The organism is Fodinicola feengrottensis (assembly GCF_039530045.1).
GTDB classification, from domain to species: Bacteria; Actinomycetota; Actinomycetes; order Mycobacteriales; family HKI-0501; genus Fodinicola; species Fodinicola feengrottensis.
Map to the genome: position 1 here is coordinate 98,742 of NZ_BAAANY010000013.1, position 21,789 is coordinate 120,530.

17 protein-coding genes are annotated in these 21,789 nt (G+C 65.7%); 7 read left to right on the top strand and 10 right to left on the bottom strand.

Going from position 1 to position 21,789, the window contains the following annotated elements; genetic code table 11:
• Position 1: 1 nt before the first annotated feature.
• On the bottom strand, positions 2-898 hold the full coding sequence (gene sucD, locus ABD301_RS19070; protein WP_163569402.1) for a succinate--CoA ligase subunit alpha: 897 nt from the start codon (positions 896-898) through the stop codon (positions 2-4).
• Between the two features lie 3 nt (positions 899-901).
• Complete coding sequence (sucC, locus tag ABD301_RS19075; RefSeq protein ID WP_344311597.1) at positions 902-2,041, bottom strand: ADP-forming succinate--CoA ligase subunit beta; 1,140 nt, start codon at positions 2,039-2,041, stop codon at positions 902-904.
• Positions 2,042-2,166: 125 nt separating this feature from the next.
• Between sucC and ABD301_RS19080 the strand changes: the two genes are divergently transcribed.
• On the top strand, positions 2,167-3,504 hold the full coding sequence (locus tag ABD301_RS19080) for an OFA family MFS transporter (RefSeq protein ID WP_344311598.1): 1,338 nt from the start codon (positions 2,167-2,169) through the stop codon (positions 3,502-3,504).
• Positions 3,505-3,536: 32 nt separating this feature from the next.
• Here ABD301_RS19080 and ABD301_RS19085 read toward each other — a convergent pair whose 3' ends face one another.
• From ABD301_RS19085 to ABD301_RS19095, 3 genes are all read right to left on the bottom strand, one after another.
• On the bottom strand, positions 3,537-5,021 hold the full coding sequence (locus ABD301_RS19085) for a serine/threonine-protein kinase (protein WP_344311599.1): 1,485 nt from the start codon (positions 5,019-5,021) through the stop codon (positions 3,537-3,539).
• 151 nt (positions 5,022-5,172) lie between these two features.
• Positions 5,173-6,546: an NADP-dependent succinic semialdehyde dehydrogenase gene (locus tag ABD301_RS19090; RefSeq protein ID WP_344311600.1), complete on the bottom strand. Its 1,374-nt coding sequence runs from the start codon at positions 6,544-6,546 to the stop codon at positions 5,173-5,175.
• 93 nt (positions 6,547-6,639) lie between these two features.
• Positions 6,640-7,269, bottom strand: a complete 630-nt coding sequence (locus ABD301_RS19095) for a DJ-1/PfpI family protein (protein ID WP_344311601.1) — start codon at positions 7,267-7,269, stop codon at positions 6,640-6,642.
• Between the two features lie 111 nt (positions 7,270-7,380).
• On the opposite strand from ABD301_RS19095, the gene ABD301_RS19100 reads away from it, so the two are divergent.
• Both ABD301_RS19100 and ABD301_RS19105 read left to right on the top strand, forming a co-directional pair.
• Positions 7,381-8,307, top strand: coding sequence for a LysR family transcriptional regulator (locus ABD301_RS19100; protein WP_344311602.1), 927 nt, complete (start codon positions 7,381-7,383; stop codon positions 8,305-8,307).
• 38 nt (positions 8,308-8,345) lie between these two features.
• Positions 8,346-9,758, top strand: coding sequence for a M1 family metallopeptidase (locus ABD301_RS19105; protein ID WP_344311603.1), 1,413 nt, complete (start codon positions 8,346-8,348; stop codon positions 9,756-9,758).
• A 93-nt stretch (positions 9,759-9,851) separates the two neighbouring features.
• Here ABD301_RS19105 and ABD301_RS19110 read toward each other — a convergent pair whose 3' ends face one another.
• Positions 9,852-10,784, bottom strand: coding sequence for a LysR family transcriptional regulator (locus ABD301_RS19110; protein WP_344311604.1), 933 nt, complete (start codon positions 10,782-10,784; stop codon positions 9,852-9,854).
• Between the two features lie 87 nt (positions 10,785-10,871).
• Between ABD301_RS19110 and ABD301_RS19115 the strand changes: the two genes are divergently transcribed.
• The 4 genes from ABD301_RS19115 to ABD301_RS19130 are packed head-to-tail and all read left to right on the top strand — an operon-like array spanning position 10,872 to position 14,591.
• On the top strand, positions 10,872-11,606 hold the full coding sequence (locus ABD301_RS19115; protein ID WP_163571738.1) for an SDR family oxidoreductase: 735 nt from the start codon (positions 10,872-10,874) through the stop codon (positions 11,604-11,606).
• A gap of 46 nt (positions 11,607-11,652) precedes the next feature.
• Entirely contained in the window at positions 11,653-12,648 is a 996-nt protein-coding gene (locus tag ABD301_RS19120; RefSeq protein ID WP_344311605.1) for an alcohol dehydrogenase catalytic domain-containing protein, read from the top strand.
• 49 nt (positions 12,649-12,697) lie between these two features.
• Positions 12,698-14,326 carry an acetolactate synthase large subunit gene (locus ABD301_RS19125; protein ID WP_344311651.1) on the top strand — a complete coding sequence of 543 codons (1,629 nt, stop codon included), beginning with the start codon at positions 12,698-12,700 and terminating at the stop codon, positions 14,324-14,326.
• Positions 14,327-14,342: 16 nt separating this feature from the next.
• Positions 14,343-14,591 (top strand): DUF2630 family protein, encoded by a 249-nt coding sequence (locus ABD301_RS19130; protein ID WP_344311606.1) that lies wholly within the window; start codon positions 14,343-14,345, stop codon positions 14,589-14,591.
• Positions 14,592-14,778: 187 nt separating this feature from the next.
• Here the strand turns inward: ABD301_RS19130 and ABD301_RS19135 are convergent, their stop codons facing one another.
• The 4 genes from ABD301_RS19135 to ABD301_RS19150 all read right to left on the bottom strand — a co-directional run bounded on the left by ABD301_RS19135 (position 14,779) and on the right by ABD301_RS19150 (position 21,775).
• Complete coding sequence (locus ABD301_RS19135; protein ID WP_163571736.1) at positions 14,779-15,417, bottom strand: RICIN domain-containing protein; 639 nt, start codon at positions 15,415-15,417, stop codon at positions 14,779-14,781.
• A 149-nt stretch (positions 15,418-15,566) separates the two neighbouring features.
• On the bottom strand, positions 15,567-16,520 hold the full coding sequence (locus tag ABD301_RS19140) for a class I SAM-dependent methyltransferase (protein WP_344311607.1): 954 nt from the start codon (positions 16,518-16,520) through the stop codon (positions 15,567-15,569).
• Complete coding sequence (locus ABD301_RS19145; RefSeq protein ID WP_344311609.1) at positions 16,517-18,853, bottom strand: PEP/pyruvate-binding domain-containing protein; 2,337 nt, start codon at positions 18,851-18,853, stop codon at positions 16,517-16,519. The genes ABD301_RS19140 and ABD301_RS19145 overlap by 4 nt, the downstream gene beginning before the upstream one ends.
• A 60-nt stretch (positions 18,854-18,913) precedes the next feature.
• On the bottom strand, positions 18,914-21,775 hold the full coding sequence (locus ABD301_RS19150) for an ATP-binding protein (RefSeq protein WP_344311611.1): 2,862 nt from the start codon (positions 21,773-21,775) through the stop codon (positions 18,914-18,916).
• Positions 21,776-21,789: the final 14 nt, after the last annotated feature.

Sequence of the window (21,789 nt, forward strand, 5' to 3'; positions counted from 1 at the left end):
CTCAGGCGGCCGCGGTGCTGTGCAGTCGCTCGCGCAGGAGGCGGGCGGCCTCGCTGGGGGTCTTGCCGACGCTGACGCCGGCGGCTTCCAGGGCGTCTTTCTTTGCCTGGGCCGTGCCGGCCGAGCCGGACACGATCGCCCCCGCATGGCCCATCGTTTTGCCTTCAGGGGCGGTGAAACCGGCGACATATCCGATCACCGGCTTGGTGACGTGCTCCTTGATATATGCGGCGGCACGCTCTTCCGCATCGCCGCCAATCTCTCCGATCATCACGATCGCCGCGGTCTCCGGGTCGTTTTCGAAGGCCTGCAACGCATCGATGTGCGTCGTACCGATCACCGGATCACCGCCGATGCCGATCGCCGTCGAGAAGCCGATGTCCCGCAGCTCGTACATCATCTGGTACGTCAAGGTGCCCGACTTGGACACCAGCCCGATCGGTCCCGGCCCGGTGATGTCCGCCGGAATAATGCCGGCGTTTGATCGGCCAGGACTCACGATGCCCGGACAGTTCGGCCCGACGATCCGCGTCCTGTTACCAGTGTCCACGGCGTGCGCCCAAAATGCGGCCGAGTCGTGGATGGGCACGCCCTCGGTGATCACCACCGCGAGGCCGATCGACGCGTCGATCGCCTCCAGAACGGCGGTCTTGGTAAAAGCCGGCGGCACCAGGATGACGGTGACATCGGCCTCGGTGAAGGCGATCGCCTCGGATACGGACTCGAACACCGGCAGCGATATGCCATCGAAGTCGACTTTCTGGCCTGCCTTGCGGGGATTGACACCACCGACCACGGTGGTGCCGGCCCGCAACATTCGGGCGGTGTGCTTCACACCCTCCGAGCCAGTCATGCCCTGGACAATGACTCTGCTTTTCTCCGTCAGGAAAATGGCCATGTCTCAGGCTCCCGCCACTGCGAGTTCGGCGGCCTTCGCAGCCGCGGTATCCATCGTGTCCATCACGGTCACCAGCGGATGGTTCGCCTCCGCGAGGATCCGCCGGCCCTGCACCACGTTGTTCCCGTCCAGCCGTACGACCAGCGGTTTGGACGCCTGCGCACCGAGAATCGCCAGCGCCTGAACAATTCCGTCCGCGACCGCGTCACAGGCGGTGATCCCGCCGAAAACGTTGACGAAAACGCTGCGTACATCCGGATCGCCGAGAATCACCGACAATCCGTTCGCCATCACCTCCGCCGAGGCACCGCCGCCAATGTCCAGGAAGTTGGCGGGTTTGACACCGGCGTACGCGACAACGTCCAATGTGGACATCACCAGCCCGGCTCCATTGCCGATGACTCCGACCTGGCCGTCCAGTTTCACGTAGTTCAGGTCCAGCGCTTTTGCCTTGGCTTCCAACGGATCCACGACAGCGGAGTCTTCCTGCGCTGGATGCCGATAGGCGGCGTTGTCGTCGAGCGTGATCTTGCTGTCCAACGCGACGATATGGCCGTCCCCGTCCCGTCCGAGCGGATTGATCTCCAGCAGCGTGGCGTCCTCGGCGACGAAGCACTCCCAGAGTTTCACCAGCACCTCGGCGACTTCCTCGGCCACCTCGGCCGGAAACCGAGCGGCCGCCACGATTTCCCGGGCCTTGCCGAGATCCACTCCGGCCGACACCGGGATCCTCGCCAGCGCCTCGGGCTTGGTCGCGGCCACTTCCTCGATGTCCATGCCGCCTTGGATCGACGCCATCGCAAGGAAAGTACGGTTCGAACGGTCCAGCAAGAACGAGACGTAGTATTCCTCGACCACCTGACAGGCGGCCGCGACCAACACTTTGTGCACGGTGTGGCCCTTGATGTCCATGCCGAGGATCTGCGCGGCCTTACTGACCGCATCGGCCGGGTCCGCGGCCAGCTTGACGCCGCCGGCTTTGCCGCGCCCGCCTGTCTTCACCTGGGCCTTGACCACTACCCGACCGCCCAGCTGCGCGGCCACCGCGGCCGCCTTGGTCGGATCGTTGATCACCGAGCCAGCCACCACCGGCACGCCATGGGCGGCCAGCAGGTCCTTCGCCTGGTATTCGTACAGATCCACTTACGTTCCTCCGATCGAACCAGGTCGATAGTATGCAGTATTCAATTTCCTTCGTCTAGCTGTGGCCACGGTCACATCGGTACGGTAGATTGCATACAGTATTACGTCAACCGTGGGAGGTCGCGATGTCCGTGACGACGGAATCCGTGCCGGGACTCGTCCGCGAGGTGTACGACTGCTGCGGCCGCCGCTATCGGGTCGGGCCGTCGGCGCGGCGGCTCACCGGCCACTCGCGGGCGTGGATGCTGTGGCTGCCGTGGGCCGCGATGGCCGCGGTCGGCGTGCTGCAGTACGGCTTCGGCGCCGCCGTACCAGCGCTCTCCGCCGCCCACGGCTGGCCGCCGGCACAGACATTCTGGCTGCTCGCGCTCTGGACGGTGTGCCAGGCCGGCGTCGGCCTCCCCACCGCCTACCTGCGCGAACGCGGCGTCGTCGGGCCGCGCACGGTGATGCTGCTGGGCGCCGCGCTCTGCCTGGCCGGCCCTGTCACGCTGGCCAACAGCAACACGATGGGCGCGGCCGTCCTGGGCTATTCGGTGCTCAGTGGCACCGGCGCCGGGCTGGTCTACGCGGGCGCCACCTCGGTGGCCTCGAAATGGCACCCAGAACGGTCGGCCAGCAAGGTCAGCTTCGTGACCGGGGCTTTCGCGTACGGCTCAGTGCCCTTTGTCATCGCGTACGTCATCGGCATGACGCCCACCAATCTGCCGGTCTTTATGGGCGTCACTGGGTTGCTTATCGGGTTGGTTGTCGCCTTCGCCGGCATCCTGCTGCGCGATCCGCCGGCGCACTGGTGGCCGCCGCACCTCGACCCGCAGCGCTGGGCGCTGGACAACCGGCTGAACCCGGGTCGAGTGGCGAACCCGCCGGCGGTCCGGCAGTTCACCCCGCACGAGGCGATCCGGACCGGCGTCCTGCCGATCATGTACGTGCTGCTCTTCTTCGCGGGCGCGGTGTCCCTGTTCAACGTGACCTTCTTCGCCACTTACGCCCTCTGGTCCGGCCTCACACCCTGGCCGATCGCGGTCGGCGCGGCCCTGCTGGTCGGCCTCAACGGCGCCGGCCGGGCGTTCGCCATCCGGGTCTCGAACCGGCTCGGCCGCCGCCGCACGCTCAGCTTCGTCCTCAGCACGCTCGCGCTCGGCCAGCTCTGCTTCGCCGGCGCCGCGAGCGCCGGCATCCGGCCGCTGCTGTTCGTCGCGGTCGCCCTCGCCGGCATCGGCGGCGGCGCCTTCTATCCGCTGTTCGCCAGCCTCACCCGCGACTATTTCGGCGAGCGCAACACGCTGGAAATCCACGGGGTGATCTACAGCGCCAAGGCTTTCGCAGGCATCTGCGGTGTCGGGCTCGCGGCCGTGGCAGTGCCCGCCTTCGGATATCCCGCGGTGTTTTTGCTGGCATGTGTACTCGCGCTCGGATCCGCGTTGCTCAGCCGCCGACTCCGCCGCCCCGGCCACCACTGATTCAGTGTGTAGGCCTGGGTCGGCGCTGATCGTCACGGATGGGGGGCGTGCCCGGGCTTGTCGTACAGGTGACCCGCGTACCGCGGCAGCAGATCGCGGAGCTGGCCGACCTTCACCTTTTCCGGCGTCGTAAGAGACGCCGGTCCATAGATGCGGTAACCGCCGTCTTCCCGCCGGGTGGCGCCGTGTTTGCTGACCCATTCGGGTGACGGCTGACGGGACGCCCGGAACCTGACCGACAACGCGGCCGCGCTGCCGTCACCGTCCACGTCGATACGTTCGAGTGCGTCCCAGCCGATCGTGAAAGTCTCGCCTGTCCCGTGCGTCCGGCCGGCTTGGTTGTTGGCCAGGTAGTGAGCAGCGAGCAGCGTCTTGCCGCCTCGGACGGTGGGCGCCTTGTAGACAACCGTCAGCTTCTTGGCGTCCAAGGTGATGGTGTCAGATTTGACACCCCGCGTTGCCAGCAAACCAAAAAACACGCCAAGCACCGCTCCAGCCGCCGCACCACATGCCCCGGTCACCAGCGGCTTGACGTACCAGGCAGCACCAGCGTAAATCTGCACGTCTGGTCTGAGCGTCATAATAATCGCCAGTGGCACGGCAAGGAACCAAGCCCAGATCTGGGCATGAAGGGAGACGTTTGTTTTCAGCATGTCGAACGTGGTGTTGGTAAGCGTGACCGGTGCTGGTCCTATCCGACTCGTGGTGTTTCCAGCCACGCTTTCCGCCCGGGCAGCGCGAAGAGCCGCGGCGACTTCGCGCGCATTGGCCGGCCGGTCGGCGGGGTCTTTGGCCAGCAGTTGGTGAACAAGGTCGGCAAGCTCGTCAGCCACGCCGGACAGTCGGGGCGCCGGGTCAGCGAGATGTTGATGCGCATAAGCAAGATAGGTCGGGCCGGGAAATGGCGGTTCACCGGTCAACAACACATGCAGGGTGGCTCCGAACGCGTACAGATCCGTGCGGGCGTCGACAGATTCTCCGCGCCACTGCTCAGGAGCCATAAACGGTGCCGTGCCCACCGTCGTACCAGTTTTCGTCAAACGAGCAGACGCCTCAGCATAATGAGCGATCCCAAAATCGCAGATCTTTACGCCGCCGGCCACCGATATCAGATTTTCCGGCTTGATATCGCGGTGCACAACGCCACGGTCATGCGCGTACGCGAGTGCGTCCGCCACTTTTGCCATGAGCTCCAACGCCATATCGACGGGCATCACGCCTGCCTTGGCGAACGTGTGCCCAGTCAGCAACTCCATGACAAAATATGGATGCCCGTCGTGCTCGCCAATGTCATGCACGACAGTGATTCCCGGATGCTGCAACGCCGCCGCGGTACGCGCTTCCTGCCGCAGCCGGTTGGTCAACTCCCGATCGTCGTCGAACGCCGAGAGCAGGATCTTGATCGCCACCTGCCGGCTCAGCTCCTGGTCCCGGGCTTCCCACACCTCCCCCATGCCGCCCCGGCCCAGCCTCCTGACCAGCCGGTATCGCCCACCCAAAACCGCCTCAGCCTGCACGACTCGTACCACCTCCCCCGTCTGACGAGGGTCCCGACCTTAGCCCACCTCCGCAAGGCCGGACCGCTTGGACGCGGCACCGGCGCACCGCAACAATCACTTGCCCTTTCAGGCTTCAGAGATAAAAGTTTTCGGGCTTTACAAAGGCGAACTACCCCACCCAGACGGATTTCAGGTTGCAGAACTCCCGAATCCCGTGGGCGGACAGCTCCCGACCGTAGCCGGAGCGTTTGATGCCACCAAAAGGCAGCTCCGGGTACGAGGTGGTCATCCCGTTGATGAAGACATTCCCGGCTTCCAGCTCCACGGCGAACCGGGCCTGCTCGTCAGGGTCGGTCGTCCACGCGTTGGAGCCGAGGCCAAAACTCGTCGCGTTCGCCACCGAGAGCGCGGCATCAAGGTCGTCCACTCGATAAAGTGAAGCCACCGGCCCAAAAACCTCTTCGAGATAGATCCGCATCTCGGTCGTGATATCGGTAATGACGGTCGGCGGGTAGAACCAGCCCGGACCTTCCGCTCTCGACCCTCCACAAAGGACGGTCGCGCCGCTCTTCACTGCCTCGTCGACCAGTTCCTCGACGTCCGTACGCCCCTGCTCAGTCGCCAGCGGCCCGACATTGGTGGCCGGATCCATCGGATCTCCGACCTTCAGTGCCTTCATTTTCTCGACGAAAAGCCGGCTGAATTCGGCAAAGGCGTCGGTGTGGACGATGAAACGCTTGGCGGCGATGCAGGACTGACCGTTGTTCTGCACTCGCGCGGTGACCGCCACCGATGCCGCCTTCTCCAGGTCGGCCGACGGCATGACGACGAAAGCATCACTGCCGCCCAGCTCCATCACCGTTTTTTTGACCTCGTCACCACAAATCGCGGCCACCGAGCGGCCGGCGGGCTCGCTGCCGGTCAGCGTCGCCGCGGCCACTCGCGGATCACGCAGGACCTGCTCGACCTGTTTCGAGCCGATCAGCAGTGTTTGGAAGCAACCAGAGGGAAATCCGGCTCGTACGAACAGATCTTCCAGATACAGCGCGCTTTGCGGCACGTTCGAGGCGTGTTTGAGCAGGCCCACGTTGCCGGCCATCAGCGCCGGCGCGGCGAACCGTACGACCTGCCAGAGCGGGAAATTCCACGGCATCACAGCAAGCACCACACCCAGCGACTGGTACGAACCGTAGGCCTTCGACGCACCGACCGCGGCCGCGTCGACCGGCTCGTCGGCGAGGAAGTGTGCCGCGTTCTCCGCGTAAAAACGCATGCCCTTGGCGCACTTGGCCGCTTCGGCGGCGGCGGAGGCGAGGGTCTTGCCCATCTCCGCGGTCATCGTCCGCGCGATATCGTCCTTCTCCGCGTCCAACAGCTCGGCGGCGGCCCGCATCCAACCAGCCCGCTCGGCGAACGTGGTCCGCCGGTAGGTCAGCCAACGCTCGTGCCCGCGGCCGATCGCCGCCTCGATCTGCTCACTGGTGAGCGCGTCGAAAGTCTTCAGGGTCTCCCCGGTGGCCGGGTTGATGGTGGCGATCGGCACGACTGTCCCTCCTGCGGCGGATCCAACAGGTACGACTTCACGCCGGAACGGCCCGGCCGTCAAGTCGAACGGCCGGGCCGTGCCAGCGTGACTTCAGCGCGCGGCCACCGATTCCATCAGTGCGTAGAACCACTTCCCATCACCGGTGTGGAAAAACTCGAACCACGCCTCCAGGGTTTCCTTGCTGCACAGGTCCAGGCGCTCCAGCACCAGCCGCCCAAGATGCAACCCGCCAGTCGAGTTCGCGGTGATCAGCGGGCCGTCCACGACCGCCGTTTCCGGCACGTACCGCGGCTCCCCGGTGTAGTCCGGCGCCACCATCTTCAGGTATTCCAGCGCGTTGCTGGTGTGCCGCCGCTCGTTCAGCAGGCCGGCCGCGGCGAGCGCGCCGGTCGCACCGCAGATGGCCGCCACCGGCACCTCGTGGTCCAGCAGATCGGCGACCTTGCCGAACACCGGCGCGTGCTGGGACTCGTGCCAGGTCTCGGCGCCCGGAAGCAACAGCACGGCCGTGTTCTCGGTGGTGACCTCGTCGATCGTCGCGTCCGGCACGATCCGCACGCCGCCCATGGTGACGATCGGGTCCAAAGTCAGGCCGACGGTACGCACCGGCACCGGCTCGATGCTAGGCCGGAAGTAGCGGCCGGTGTTCAGCTCCGGCAGAACGTATCCAAGCTCCCAGTCCGAAAGCGTGTCCATCACGTAGGTGTAGGCGTACTTCATGGGAAAACTCCTCAATCGCGGTGACTCATTGATCGAATCAGCTGACTGACGCCCTGACCAACACCCGTTTGGCTCTTGTGACAACCGATGGTTGTCGACCATCGTGGACGGATGGATCTTGACCTTGGCCAGGTCCGGGCCTTCGTCTCGGTAGCCGATCAGCTGCACTTCAGTCGCGCCGCCGGGGACCTCTTCCTGACCCAGCAGGCACTCTCAAAACGCATCAAAAGACTCGAACAAACCGTCGGTGTCTCCCTTTTCACCCGGAATGTACGATCCGTCCAACTGACCAGGGCTGGCGACCGTTTCCTGCCGTACGCACGCGATCTGCTGGCCACCGCGGAGGCGGCCGGCCGGGCATTGCGCGAGTCACTGCCGGCGATCCGGGTGGATGTGTGGGGGCAAGTGCACGCTCCCACCCACGTTCTTCGTGCGGCTGGCAGCGACACCACTCTGTCGCTCAGCATGCGCCGAAGTGACGCGGCAAGCACCGGCGCGCTACGCCGCGGCGAGCTGGATTTGGCCTTCGTCGGCACCCTCACCGCGCCGCTCGCTGACCTCTCGTACGAGGAGGTGTACCGCGAGCCGATGGCCGTCCTCGTCCATCCGGACCATCCGCTGGGGAACCTGGAAGTCTGGACCGTTGACGACTTACGCCACACTGGTATCTGGTACCCCGACCTCTCCGCGGTTCCTGAGCTACAGGCCTTTTTTCACGACTACGCCAAGGACAACGGCATTGATTTCACCGTCGAAGGCACCAACCTGGGGCTGCGCGACGGGGTCGCGTTGATGCGGCAGGATCCCGCGCGGGTCACCGTCCTGGGCGCGGAATGGGACATCGGCGACGAGAAGGTGCTGCGGCGAGTGCCGCTCACACCGACGCCGGCCTATTCGTGGTCGATGGCGTGGCGCAAGAACGACCGGAATCCGGCCCTCGCCGCGCTGGTTCAGCGTATCCGCCAGGTCGTACGACGCAAGGGCTGGCTGGATCTGGCCGATAATCCCGCTTTTGTTGACGGACCGCGTCGGGGATGATTCTTCACGTTGGTCTGGACCAAGGGAGACGGGTCGCCATGCGTGTAAGAAAACTGTTGGGCATCACGGTCGCCATCGCGACAGCCATCACCGCCGGTCTGGTGGCGTTCGCACCGCCGGCCGCCGCGTCGGTGTTCAGCCCGGGAGCGCCCGGCATCGGTGACCCGTACTTTCCGTTGGAGGGCAACGGAGGTTATCGCCCGCTGCACTACGACCTGAACCTGTCGTACGACCCAGCCACCAAGAACCTCGCCGGCGTGATGACGCTGACCGCGGTTGCCACCCAGAACCTCTCCAGTTTCGATCTGGATCTTCAGGGCCTGAACGTACGCTCGGTGTCGGTGGACTCCTTCCCGGCGGCTTTCAGCCGGAACGGCCAGGAGCTGACCATCAAGCCCCGCTTTGGCCTGCTGCGCGGCGGCCCTTTCCTGGTAGCGGTGAAATATGACGGCTCACCGCAGACGATCGTCGGATCGCCGGTCGTCTTCGGCGCGCCGTACGGCTGGATCTACACCGACGACGGCGCCTTCGTCGGCTGCGAGCCCAATGCGGCCAGCACCTGGTATCCGTCCGACGACCACCCGAGCATGAAGGCGACTTTTACTTATCACATCACGGTTCCGGCGGACCGCTCGGTCGTGGCGAACGGTGATCTCCAGTCGACCAGGCACCATGGCGACCAGACCACCTTCACCTGGAACGAAACCAGCCCGATGGCCACCTACCTGGCGACCATCGACATCGGCAAGTGGCAGTTCCGCAATGGCCGTACGCCCGGTGGCATCCCGGAAACCACCGCCACCGACCCGGCGCTGGCCACCCAGGCCGCCGGCATCTATGACCTGACCGGCCAGGTGACCGACTACTGGAGCAAGATGTTCGGCCCGTACTCCTTCAGCTCCACCGGCGCGATCGTCGACAACGTCCCGGACATCGGTTTCTCGCTGGAAACCCAAACCCGCCCGCTCTACGGCTTCGCCGCCGGCCCCGGCACGGTCTCCCACGAACTCGCCCACCAGTGGTTCGGCGACACCGTTTCGGTCGCCAGCTGGCAACACATCTGGCTGAACGAGGGCTTCGCCTCCTTCGCCGCCTGGCTCTGGACCGAACACACCGGCGGCCTCCCCACCGCGCAGAGCGCCCTCAACGCGTACAACCGCTTCGCCGCCACCAGCCCGTTCTGGAACCAGTCCATCGCCGACCCGCAACGCGACACCATGTTCTCCAGCGCCGTCTACAGCCGAGGCGCGATGACCCTCGCAGCCCTGCGCCAACGCATCGGCGACGACAAGTTCTTCCGGATTTTGCAGACCTGGACGGCTATTCACCGCTACAGCACGGGCACCACCGACCAGTTCACTTCGCTGGCCCAGAAAATCAGCGGCCAGGATTTGAGTGGGTTCTTCAAGACATGGCTCTGGGACAAAACAAAGCCCGCCTCTTTTTCTTAGGCAGGTCCGTCGTCGAGTGCGGGACAAAACCCTACACTCGACGTCGAGTGCGGCATAAAGTCCCGCACTCGACGAAAACCAAGCCCCCACCCATCAGGAACGAGACGCAGCAGCGACAGCCGCGGGCGTGCAGGGTCGTACGATCCGGCGGCTTTCGCGCAGCAAGAGATCCAGAAGCGGACTAGCGCTTCGCCGGGGCCACATCAGCGCCAGCCGCAACGGCTCCGCGTCGACCAGCGGCAGCCACACCAGCTTCGGGAACGCGAAATACGTGGCGGTCGACGCGGGCGCGATCCAGCTTCCGCGGCCGGCGGCGACCAGTTGCAGGCATTCCTCCGGCGTACGGCCCTCGGGACCGAAGATGGCGGGGGTGCCGTCCGGGCGAGGGTCGATGAACCAGAATCGGACGACCGCCGGCGGCATACCCGCCCGCGGTCCGACGATCGGCTCGTTCGCCAAATCGGCGATCCGCAGCTCGGTACGGGCGGCGAGTGGATGGCCCGGACACAGTGCCACCATCCGTGGCTCGGAGATCAGGTCGTGGCTGGTGAAACGGTCGTCGTCGCCGATCGGCAGCCACAGGAAGGCGGCGTCCGCGGCACCGTTGACCAGCGCGTCGATCTCGTCCGGCAGGGTGCTCACGGACAGTGGCTCCAGGACGACCTCGGGCGCCACCCGGCGCAAGGCGGCCTCCACGTCGGGCATGAAATGGGCGGTGCTCTGCCCTTTGAAGGCGATCCGCAGCCGATGCGACTTCCCCTCGCCGAGCAGATGCGCCTCGCTCAGCATCGTGGTCGCGGCGGCCACCAGCGCGGCACCCTGTTTGGCGACCACCTCGCCGGCCGGCGTCAGCTCGACACCTTGCGGAAGGCGGAGCAGCAAGGCCGTGCCAGCGATCCGCTCCAACTGGCGAATCTGCCCGCTGACCGCTTGCTGGGTCATGTTGAGCCGAGTGGCCGCGCGTGTCATGCTGCCCTCCTCGACCACCGCGAGAAGCGCTTCGATCAGCCGCAGGCTCAGATCCACGCCAGCCATCCTGCCACAACGATCGCTTGTGGGCTCCCCCACGAATTGTTGTTTCCGCATTCGTCCCGGCCGTCCGATCATTAACACATGTCACTCGAAGGAAAGACCGCGCTGGTCACTGGTTCCTCCAAAGGCCTCGGCCGCGCCATCGTGCTGAAGCTCGCGTCTCAGGGCGCGAACGTGATCATCAACTATTCTCGCGACAAGGCCGCGGCCGACGAGGTACGTGACGCGGTCACCACGAAAGCGTTGACCGTCGCCGCCGACGTGTCCACTGTGGACGGCATCACCACGCTTTTCGATGCGGCCACCGCGGAATTCGGCCATCTCGACATCGTGGTCGCCAACGCCGGAATGGAAAAGGTGAACATCCCCGTCACCGACGTGACCGAGGCGGATTTCGACCAGCTGTTCCAGGTCAACACCAAGGGACCGTATTTCGTGATGCGAGAAGCCGCGCGCCGGGTCGCGGACAACGGTCGCATCATCAACATTTCCTCCAACACCACGACCGTTCCGCAGGAAGGTGTCGGTCTTTACGGCACCAGCAAGGTCGCCTCCGGTTATCTCGTACGCGTACTGGCCCTCGAACTCGGCCGTCGTGGCATCACCGCGAACTCCATCGTGCCCGGGCCGATCGACGGTGCCGGCATTTTCACCGACCCAGCCAATGACGCGTACAAGCAGAGCCTGATCGACATGGTGCCGATCCGCCGGCTCGGCACGGCGCAGGACGTGGCGGAAATCGCCGCGTTCCTGGCCTCCGATGCGGGCGGCCTCATCACCGGACAACAAATCGTCGCCGACGGCGGAATGCACTGAACTTCGAAAACCACGACCTTCAAAAAACTCAGAGGAGACAGGGATAATGAAAGCAGTTCAAGCACAGGTTGCCGGCGGCCCGTTCGTCGTCACGGAAATGGACGTGCCCGAGCCGGGGCGCAACCACGTACGGGTGAAGGTGCACGCCTGCGGCATCTGCGGCGGCGACGCTATCCCCCGCCTCGGGCTGTTCGGCGTACAGCTGCCGCGCGTCCCGGGCCACGAGATCGCTGGTGTCGTCGACGCGGTCGGCGAGGACGTCCAGCTGTGGAAGGTCGGCGACAAGGTCGGCGTCGGCTGGTCCGGCGGCAGCGACCTGACCTGCGAGTTCTGCCGGCGCGGCGACTTCACCAACTGCGTCAGCAGGACGATCGTCGGCACCTCGTACGACGGTGGCTACGCCGAATACATGGTCGCGCCGCAGGACGCCGTGGCGCGGGTGCCGGAGGGCCTGAAGTTCGAAGAGGCCGCGCCGCTGATGTGTGGTGGCATCACCGCGTTCAACGCGCTGCGGCACTCGCCGGCCGGTCCGGGCGACATGGTCGCCATCCAGGGCGTCGGCGGCGTCGGCCACCTGGCGATCCAGTTCGCCAACAAGATGGGCTTTCGTACGATCGCCATCAACCGCGGCCGGGACAAGGAGGAGCTGGCCCGCCGGCTCGGCGCCGACGAATACATCGACAGCAACGAAGGCGACGCCGGCGAGGCTGTCCGCAAGCACGGCGGCGCAGCCGTGATCGTGGCCACCGTCGACCACGCCGACCTACAGTCCGCCCTGGTCAGCGGGCTGCGGCCGAACGGCGAGCTGATCGTGCTGGAAGGCCAGCAGCCGATCCAGGTCACCGGCCACGTGCTCGCCACCGACCGGCTGAAGATCGGCGGCTGGTACAGCGGCGTCGCGCAGGACAGCGAGGACACCCTGAACTTCGCCGTCCTGAAGGGTGTACGCCCCATCATCGAGACCTTCCCGCTGGCGGAGGCCGAATACGCGTTCACCAACCAGAGCAAGGTCAACATCCGGCCGGTACTCCTCACCCCCTGACCCGCGGCGGGGTAGGTTCGAGCACGTGAGCGAACTTACCGCCGCCGAGCTGATGGTCCGCTGCCTGGAATCGGAAGGCGTGAGGTTCGTCTTCGGCATTCCGGGCGAAGAGAACATCCATTTCACCCAGGCGCTGGACGAATCCGAGATCCGATACATCCTGACCCGACATGAGCAGGCCGCGTCATTTATGGCGGAGATGTACGGCCGGGTCACCGGCACCGCCGGTGTGATGTCCGCGACGCTCGGGCCGGGCGCCATCAACCTGCAGCTCGGCGTCGCGGACGCGACCACCAACAGCACGCCGGTGGTCGCGATTTCGGCGCAGGTGGGCGCCGACCGCAACTTCAAGGAATCGCACCAGTTCGTCGATCTGGTGTCGATGTTCGCGCCCATCACCAAATGGTCCGCCAGTGTGCCGTCGCCGCGGGCCATTCCGGAGATGTTCCGGAAGGCCTTCAAGACAGCCGAAACCGAGCGGCCAGGCGCGGTCTACCTGGCCGTGCCGGAAGATGTCGACGAGGCCGCCGCGGATGCCGCCGCGCGCCCACTGCCCCGCAATGTCGTACGAGCCGAGGCCCCATCGCCGAGCCAGGTGCAGCGGGCCGCGGACCTATTCCGTACGGCTCACAAGCCCATCCTGCTGGCCGGCCACGGCGCCGCCCGCAACGACGCCGGCAAGGCGGTCGCCACTTTCGCCGAGCGTTTCAGCATCCCGGTCGCGACGAGTTTTCACGGCAAGGGCGTTATTCCGGACGACCATCCGAACGCGATCGGCACCATTGGTTTCATGCGGCACGACTACGCGAACTTCGGTTTCGACGAGGCCGACCTGATCATCTCGGTCGGCTACGAGCTGCAGGAATTCGATCCGGTACGGATCAACCCACCGGCCGACAAGAAAATCATCCACATTCACCGCTTCCCGGCCGAGGTCGACGCCCACTACTCCATCGATGTGGGCATCGAAGGCGACCTCAGCGCCTCGCTCGACGCACTCACCGCCGCGCTCGCCGACTACGAGCAGCCAGCAAGGCCAGCTCCGCGCGTACGAGCGCTCCTGGACGACGAGTTGACCCGCGGCCGCCAGGACGACCGCTATCCCCTTGCGCCGCAGCGAATTGTCGCCGACACCCGGGCCGCGCTCGGTCGCGAGGACATCGTGCTGGTCGACACTGGCGCACTGAAGATGTGGATGGCGCGGCTTTATCCCACGTACGCACCGAATACCTGTCTGATCTCCAACGGCCTCTCCACCATGGGATTCGCGCTTCCGGGCGCTTTGGGCGTGTCGCTGGCAAAGCCGGACACCAAAGTGCTCGCTTCGGTCGGTGACGGCTCGTTCCTGATGCACTCGCAGGAAATCGAGACGGCCGTGCGGGAACACATCCCGCTGGTTGTGCTGGTCTGGGAGGACAACGGCTACGGCCTTATCGAGTGGAAAATGGACCTCGAGCTCGGCAAGCACAGCAATGTCGCCTTCGGAAATCCCGATGTCGTGCAGTATGCGGCGAGTTTTGGCGCCAAAGGCGTGAGAATCGGTGCCGCAGACGAGCTTTTGCCGACTTTGCGAGAAGCACTCGCCAGCGATGGCGTGGCGATCATCGCCTGCCCCGTCGACTACTCCGAGAACCTCCGCCTCACCACCCGACTCGGCGAACTCGACGCCGTACTCTAAAAGGAGAAACACTGCCATGGCTGAGAACGAAGGCCAGATCATCGGCCGGATCGACGAGTTGATCGCCGAGGAGCATGAGCTGCGCCGCAGCGCGGTCGGGCAGGGGCTCAAACCGGAGCACCAGGCCCGTCTGAAAGAGCTGGAAGAGCACCTCGACCAGTGCTGGGACCTGCTGCGCCAGCGCCGCGCCCGTGCCGAGTTCCACCAGAACCCCAATGACGCCCAGGCCCGCCCCATCCCCGAAGTCGAGTCCTACCAGCAGTAGCCCCTCCTTCGAACGGTGGATGCAACCGGATCCGTCAACCGCTGGTCGTTGAGGTGACAGCAAGTCACCGTGTAGGCGTTCACCGGAAATGTGGCGGACGCCCAGGACGCTGTGCAGGACGCGTTCGTACGGACGTTCCGCCACCCGGAGAGTGATCCCGCGAGCAACCTGAATCAGACCCGGTCAATCACCCTCGATTGCTTTGACCGGTCCAGAACCACATCTGGCCGAGGTTCTTCGGGGCGCATGCCGACACAGAGACCTCGTTCTGGTATTCATCGTTTTCCAGGCACCCTCCGCTCGCTTGGTTCACGATTTGGTAGGTAGCGTGGTAAACCTCCGTCATGCCCCAGAGCTCGTCGAGGTCGCTTTCACAGTATTCGTCGTTGACACCGCCGCCGAGCACATTTTCGTGGTTCGTGCCCAGGCACAGGCCGCTGACGCGGTTGCGGAACATGATTCCGTATGGGCTGTCGTAGTCGGTGGCCCACTGCTGGGCGGCATTGTTCGGATCGCACGTTGCTACCTGGACCCAATGATTTGCCCCTTCCTGCAGGCAAGGCGCCGATGGCAGTGCGCTGTTGGGGATTTCGTAGTAGTCACTGTCCGCGGGCCCAACCGCGGCGCCAGCCGGTTTCGCAGCGTTTGTAAGAAAGCCGCACACAAACAGGGCGGTCAGGCCGATCGCCAGGAGAAGTCGCCCACGTGGATGGGCAGATCCGATCAGCATGTTCGAGGTCCTCCAGTTAAAGTCATACGGATATTTCTTCTGTGGTTGAGTCCGGGCACCGCTGGCAAGGTCTATGTGCGCGTCATTCCTGATCATCGTCGATGCCCAGGACTCTGCTGGCTGTCCGCGGCTGGCGGCTGCATTTGGGGTATCTATTGTGAAAAGATCGGCGTCGCGGGTAGTCGGGCGCCATCATCTGGGTGTTCGGTGGCGAATGACCGAACGGTTCCGCGAACCGGTCGGGCTCACGGGCGTTCTCCTGTCCGGTTGGGGTTCGCGCTCGCCTGGGCGCAAATCACGAACATCGGAGGGTCGCTGTCCAGAACGACCGGCTCGGTGACGGTGAATCCGTCGGCGGCCAACCATCGGCGGTATCTGTCGGGTGGGTGATCCGCACCGCCGTACGTGCGCAGGTAAAGACCCAGTTCATGCAGTGTCGCCGCGCGGCCGCCGGGTACGATGTCGACTACCGTGAGAGCGCCGCTCGGAGCCACCGCTGGCCTGAGCCGCCCGAGTAGTGACCCAACGGTGTCCGGATCAAAGAGGTGACACACATGGGCGACCAGCACCAGGTCGTACGCGGCCACTGGTAGGTCGATTTCGAAGACGTCGCCGGGAAGATAGTCGAACTGGTCGGCGACTCCGGCTCTGTTGGTGGCTCGCCGGGTTGTGTTGAGCACTGCCGGCAGGTCCATGGCGGTGACTTTGCATACCCGATCCCGGGCTGCCAGCGCGATGCTCCACGGGCTGGCGCCGGCGCCAACGTCCAACACGCGATTGGCTGCCGGCAGGTTCTGCGCGAGGTGCAATGCGGTCGACTCGTGCGCAGCGCCCAGGGCCGTCACCAACTGCGGATAGAAACTCGCCGCCTGCTCGGGCTTGTCCAGATTCAGTACCGGATTTCCGTTGCGTACCACGTCCGACAGGTTGTCCCACATCGCCAGCATCGGGTGCAGACCAGCCAGACCGGGCACGATCGGCTGGTAGCGACCGTCTGGCAGCCGATCAACGAGGCCAGTGGTTTCCAATGACGCCAACAAAAGTGCGGTGCCGTGCCCGTTGAGTCCGCAGGCTTGGGCCACCTCGGCAGCAGTGCCGGGCTCCCGGTCGATGCGGTCCAGCACCCCAAGCCGAACTGCGGCTGAGTACGCGTGCACGGTGCCCAAGGCGTTGGTCAGTACGCTCAAAACCGCGGTCATGATTCGAGCTCCACCACGCCAAGTGAGCCGTCGACGGTGACGATCTGGCCGTCCCGCAGCACCGAGGTCGCGCAGCCGGTGGCGACCACCGCGGGAATGCCGAACTCGCGGGCGATGATCGCTGGATGCGACAGTGCGCCGCCGGATTCGGTGACCAGTGCGCTAATTGAGGCGAACAGGACTGACCATGACGGATTGGTTGCCGGGCAGACCAGCACGTCACCGGGTCGCAGCTTGCCGAACTGCGCTTCCGTTTCGATCACCCGGACAGGCCCGCGATAGCGCCCCGCCGAAGCGGCGACCCCAGTCAGCGACGCGCCGTCGACGGTGGTCCGGGTGCTCAGCTCCGGAGCGAAAATCTGCTCGATCGTCCACTCCACGCAGGCCATCATGTGCCGGGTAGGAGCTGGCAGCCAACGTAGTTTTGGTGGCGGGCCGGGATTTTTCCCGTATGTTGGCGGACCGGGATGGGCTAACGCCCAAACATACCGGCCACGGTTCTTCGTGACGTCAGTACGCAAGTCGATGCTGTTGGCAAGGGCCGCGCAGGCTTCTTCCAGACTGACGAAGAAAATATCGTCAACGCTTGTCAGCAGCCCACGGTCAACCAGCCGGCGACCGGCTTCCAGCAGGCCGAAACGCAGCAGCCCCAGTGGCACGCCGACGGTGAAGAACGCGTTGTCCTCGCGGACTCCGTAAGCGATCTCAGCCTGAGCGAGCGCGGCTAAGAACTGCCGCAGATCGTCGTCCCGCAGCGCCGCTCGCGCACGGGCCGCGCTCTTGTCCCGGCGAGTCGTCCGCGGCGCCGAGTCTGTCTCGCCATTGGCTGTCGCCTCCGATATCAGTCGGTCGATCAGACCGGACAGTTCGCCGAGCGTCGGCTCGGCGACCTCGTAGCCAATCGCCCGGCAACCGTACGTGCGCCGGTAGTTTGCCAGCGCTGCGGCGAACTTCGGCGAATCCGGACCGAGTGCCGTCACCGCTGCCAGCGCACGGGCTGGTGCGGTCGAGCGTTCAGAGAGGCCGACGAGCAGTTGCTCGGTCTCCTGCCACCGCCAGCCGAGCAGGTCACGGCAGGCGAAATGCAGCTCCGCGATACCTTTTCCGTGCGGCACAGCCAGCCGCATGTGCAGTCGTAGACCCTCCGCAACGAGGCCTTGTAGGTCGTCCAACCGGTTCAACACGGCGGTATCGTCCAGCGCGCCCAGCCCGTCGTCGCGCAGGCGGTCGATTCGTTTTTCCAGCGCTGGTCGCAGCTCCCCCGACCAGCGGGCCACCAACTCCTCGGCTTCACGGCCCCGGAGATACTCCCTGGTGCGACGCAGCTTCCCGCGAAAGGCGGGGATCACCCTGACCAGTATGGACAACAGCCATCCAGGAGGCGGCGAAGCATCCGGATTTCCGGACAGCGGATAGAAGGACCGATAGTGCCAGCCGCCGATCTCGGCCATCTTGGGCCGGACCAACGCGCCGTACTCCGCAAAGGCGGCGGCCAACGCGGGTTCTTCCTGGAAAACGCTGACAGTCATCGGCGTACGGGGTCGCGGTCCGTGCGCGGAGTCCCGGATCCAGAACCCAGGTGGGATCTCCACCGGAATCGGCACCTGCTGGACCAGGCCAGTGATCGGCCTGGCCTGCAAAAGGAACAGCTGCCCGCCGGCGTACGCCCATTCGATGTCCACCGGTCCGCCCAGCCGCTGGGCGACCTTCCCGGCCAAGTTACCGATCTCACTGGCTTGGTCTTCGCTGAGGACGTCGAGCGGGCCGCTGATCCGGTGCGGCCACGGCGCAGCGGAGGCGATCGTCCATTGTTCCGGATCCGCTTTTCCGGACGCCAAGTCGTCGGCCAAGCCGAGCACTGCATTGATCGACGTCTCGTCGGTCGCGTTGGTGACGGGATTGGCGGTGAAGGCAACGCCGGCCGCGTCCGCCGGCACCATTTCCTGCACCAGCACGGCCATCGGCCCGTTGGTGGCGTACGCCGACACGCGTTCGCTGTCAGCGGAGGCGAGGCACTTCCGTACGGCTGCTCGCAAGGCCTGCGGTCCGGACACGTTCAGCACGGTTTCGTAGAGGCCGGCATACGACCGGTCCGGCAGGTCCTCGGCGACGGCCGACGATCGTACGGCCAGCGGTTTGTCGGTGAGTTTCTCGGCCACCGTGACGACCGCGTCCAGGTCGGCTTCGGTAACGGCTTGGGAACCGACCCCGAGCACAAACCCGGGTGGCACCCGGAAGCCGCGGGTGAGCATTTCCCCCAAAACAGCGGCTTTCTGCCCTACTGCCGGCGCATCGCCCATCGTGATGGCGGCGAGCCAGTGGATCTGTCTCATATCGGCAATGCTCGCCAGTCCAGCCTCGCCGTCGCTTCGGTGCTAGTGCGTACATCTGGACTATTCAGCAATATTCTCAGCCGCCCAGCGGGCCAGCGCGACGCGTGTGGTCAGACCGAGCCTCGCGTAACTGTGGCGTAGATGCGCCTCGACGGTTCGCTCGCTGAGAAACAACCGTGCGGCGATGTCGGCGTTCGTCAGTCCCTCTCCGACGAGCTCAACGACCTGCGTCTCTCGCTTGGTCAACGGGCCCGTACGGCGGCTGGAGCCCAAAGTCAGCCCGGCCGAGCGGGCCAGCCGTCGGCACCGGTCCAGCCACAGCACTGCGCCGGCCTGTTGGAAGATCTGGTGACAGGACACCACGATCTCGCGGCGCTCGTCATCGCCGATGGCCAACTCGGCCAGCTCCAAGCGGGTCTGCGCAGCCAGCGCCGGCATGCCCATGGCACCAGTGCGATCTGCCGAAGACCGCAACAGGTCGGCCGCGGCGTCTGGATCGCCGATGGCAGCCAGCCGCAGGCCGGTCAATCGGTCGGCCAGCGTGTCCGGGAACGGCGCGGTCCGGCCGATCGTCCGGAGTCGGTCGGTCGCCGCGGCGGCTCTGGCGAGGTCTGCGCTGGCGATTGCCGCCCGTCCCTCGAAAAGCAGCATCAGGCAGGCGCCGGCAGGCTCGTAGATGACGACTCCGTCGGACAGTTCACCAGCCGCCGCGTCCACACCGGTCGTCAGCGCCAGCGCCAGCTGGGCCAGGTCCCGCAGCGCGCGAAGGCCGCCGTCGGTCTGCCAGCCCGTTCCGAAGCCGTCGACCGCCTTGGCCAATACGGTCGCCGCTTCGCCGGAGCGCCCCAGCTCAGCCAGCAGAAAAGCGCGGGTAACCTGCGTACGAGCGAGCGAGCGGCCCACCGAAATGCGCCGCGACACCTCCAGTCCGCGGTCGTTGTCCAGTAGGGCCGCTGGCGCGTCGCCGGCGAGATATCGCGCTATCGACAAGGAAAACCGCGCGCTGCACTGCGCGAGAAGCGGCCCGAACCTCATTTCGGTGCGCAGGATGTGCTCGGCATGCCGCACGGCCGCCGCGGCATCCCCAGCCAGCACGGACAGACCGATCAGGTCGCGGGTGGCTCGTTCCAGGAGCAGCGGGAAACCGGTGTCGCTGCTGGTCAGGTCCCGCGCCTGCTGGGCTTCCCGTTTGGCCGCGGCGAAGTCCCCCGCCAACAGTGCCGTTATTTCCTGGCCGATATGGGCTGATGCGCTCGCGTGCGGCGACGAATCATGGTCGGCGGCGGATGTCAGCTGCGCGGCGAGCAGCGCCAGCCGCTGTGAGTCTCCGTGCCGGAGCTCGAAGGTCAACCGCATGGCGAGGTCGTCGTACGTGTCGCTCATCAGCGGAATGCCGGTGCCGAGGTGCGGTTCGGCAAGCGTGGAGTTCCCGCTCTCGGATGCGTGAACCGCCAGCAGGTAGCGAAACCAGCCCGACCGGCTGGTTGTGCCGCACCGCTCGGCCAGCACCGCGCCCTCCTCACAGATCGGGACCACCTCGGCGATCCGGCCTTCGCACATCAAGGCCCTGGTGAGTCCGTACAGCAGCTCGACGATTGCCTCATCCGGGCCAGCGGTACGGGTTTCCGCGAGCGCAGCGCTCAGGTAGCGGACCGCCTCCCCGTACGCGGTGACCCGGATTGCCCGCCAGCCGGCTTCGGCGAGGATGTCGATCGCGCGCTGGGAGACCAGCAGGTCGCCGGCGCCGAGATAGTGCGGCGCCAGGGCAAGCACGTCGTCCGCTCGTACGGAGTCGATCGCTGTCGCCAGCGCCGCGTGCATGCCGCGCCGTTCCTTCGCGGTCAGCTCGGCGTACGCGACCTCGGCATACAGCGGATGCCCGACCCGGTAGGCCAAAGACCGGCCCGACTCCCGCTCAACTACCAGCCCACTGGCGATCAGGTTACCCAGCTGAGCATCGAAATCGCCGGATAACCAAACAGCGCGCAGCACGTCCTCAGACGCACCTTCCCCTGCTACCGCCACGATTTCCAGCAACCGCCGCTCGTCTTCGCCGAGCCGCTGGAGCCGCCCGAGCACCACGTCGCGAACGATGACCGGCAACTGGCCGGACTCCAGCGCGGACTCGGCGCCGCTCTGCACGAGAGCTGTCACGAAAAGCGGCACACCCCCAGTACGTTCGGTGACGCCGCGCACCATCGACGGAGCCGGCTCAGCGCCCAGCAGATCGCCGATGAGCTGGGCGACCGCAGGGCCCGCCAGCGGCGCCAGCGTGAGTTCGGCATCGGGATCTCGCCGACGTACGTCCGCGGCCAAGTCCCCCAGCAGGCCAGTCAGTTCACCGACGCGGTAACTGGCAAGCACCAGCAGTCGCTGACCTGACGTACTTCGGCCGATGTAGTGCACCAACTCGACAGTCCCGGAATCGGCCCAGTGCAGATCGTCCACGAACAGGACAGTCGGTTGTTGTTCGGCCAACCGCTGGAAAAGCTGGACGACCGCCTCGAACATTCGGATCCGGTCCAGTTCCGGGTCCCCAGCCGACAACTGTCCAGGCAACGCCGGGTGAGTGAACAACCGACCGAGGTCGGTCAGGCCGTCCAGAACCCGGGCCGCGTGCGGCGCCGTCATGGCCGCGAGGCGAGGCCGCAACGCCTCCACCACCGGCGCGTACGCCAACCCCGCCTGCAGCGGATCGGCCCGGCCCTCCAACACCCCAAAACCCCGGCGGGCCGCCAGCGCCGTCGTCTCGACAGCCAGCCTGGACTTGCCAATTCCGGCCTCACCAGTGAGCAGCATGATCCGACCCGCTCCACCGCGCGCGGATTCCACCGCCGAGGTGAGTACCGCCATCTCCCGGCCGCGCCCTACCAGTCCACCGGACGCGCGCCCAGTGGATGCGGCATCCCGGATCTCGCCCACTCCGGTCACTGTAA

Excerpts from the sequence above, each read along its gene's own strand:
- sucD (WP_163569402.1), bottom strand. The coding sequence starts at position 898 with ATGGCCATTTTCCTGACGGAGAAAAGCAGAGTCATTGTCCAGGGCATG.
- ABD301_RS19130 (WP_344311606.1), top strand. The coding sequence starts at position 14,343 with ATGGCTGAGAACGAAGGCCAGATCATCGGCCGGATCGACGAGTTGATC.
- ABD301_RS19135 (WP_163571736.1), bottom strand. The coding sequence starts at position 15,417 with ATGATCAGGAATGACGCGCACATAGACCTTGCCAGCGGTGCCCGGACT.
- ABD301_RS19100 (WP_344311602.1), top strand. The coding sequence starts at position 7,381 with ATGGATCTTGACCTTGGCCAGGTCCGGGCCTTCGTCTCGGTAGCCGAT.
- ABD301_RS19120 (WP_344311605.1), top strand. The coding sequence starts at position 11,653 with ATGAAAGCAGTTCAAGCACAGGTTGCCGGCGGCCCGTTCGTCGTCACG.
- ABD301_RS19080 (WP_344311598.1), top strand. The coding sequence starts at position 2,167 with ATGTCCGTGACGACGGAATCCGTGCCGGGACTCGTCCGCGAGGTGTAC.
- ABD301_RS19115 (WP_163571738.1), top strand. The coding sequence starts at position 10,872 with ATGTCACTCGAAGGAAAGACCGCGCTGGTCACTGGTTCCTCCAAAGGC.
- ABD301_RS19095 (WP_344311601.1), bottom strand. The coding sequence starts at position 7,269 with ATGAAGTACGCCTACACCTACGTGATGGACACGCTTTCGGACTGGGAG.
- ABD301_RS19140 (WP_344311607.1), bottom strand. The coding sequence starts at position 16,520 with ATGACCGCGGTTTTGAGCGTACTGACCAACGCCTTGGGCACCGTGCAC.
- ABD301_RS19105 (WP_344311603.1), top strand. The coding sequence starts at position 8,346 with ATGCGTGTAAGAAAACTGTTGGGCATCACGGTCGCCATCGCGACAGCC.
- ABD301_RS19145 (WP_344311609.1), bottom strand. The coding sequence starts at position 18,853 with ATGAGACAGATCCACTGGCTCGCCGCCATCACGATGGGCGATGCGCCG.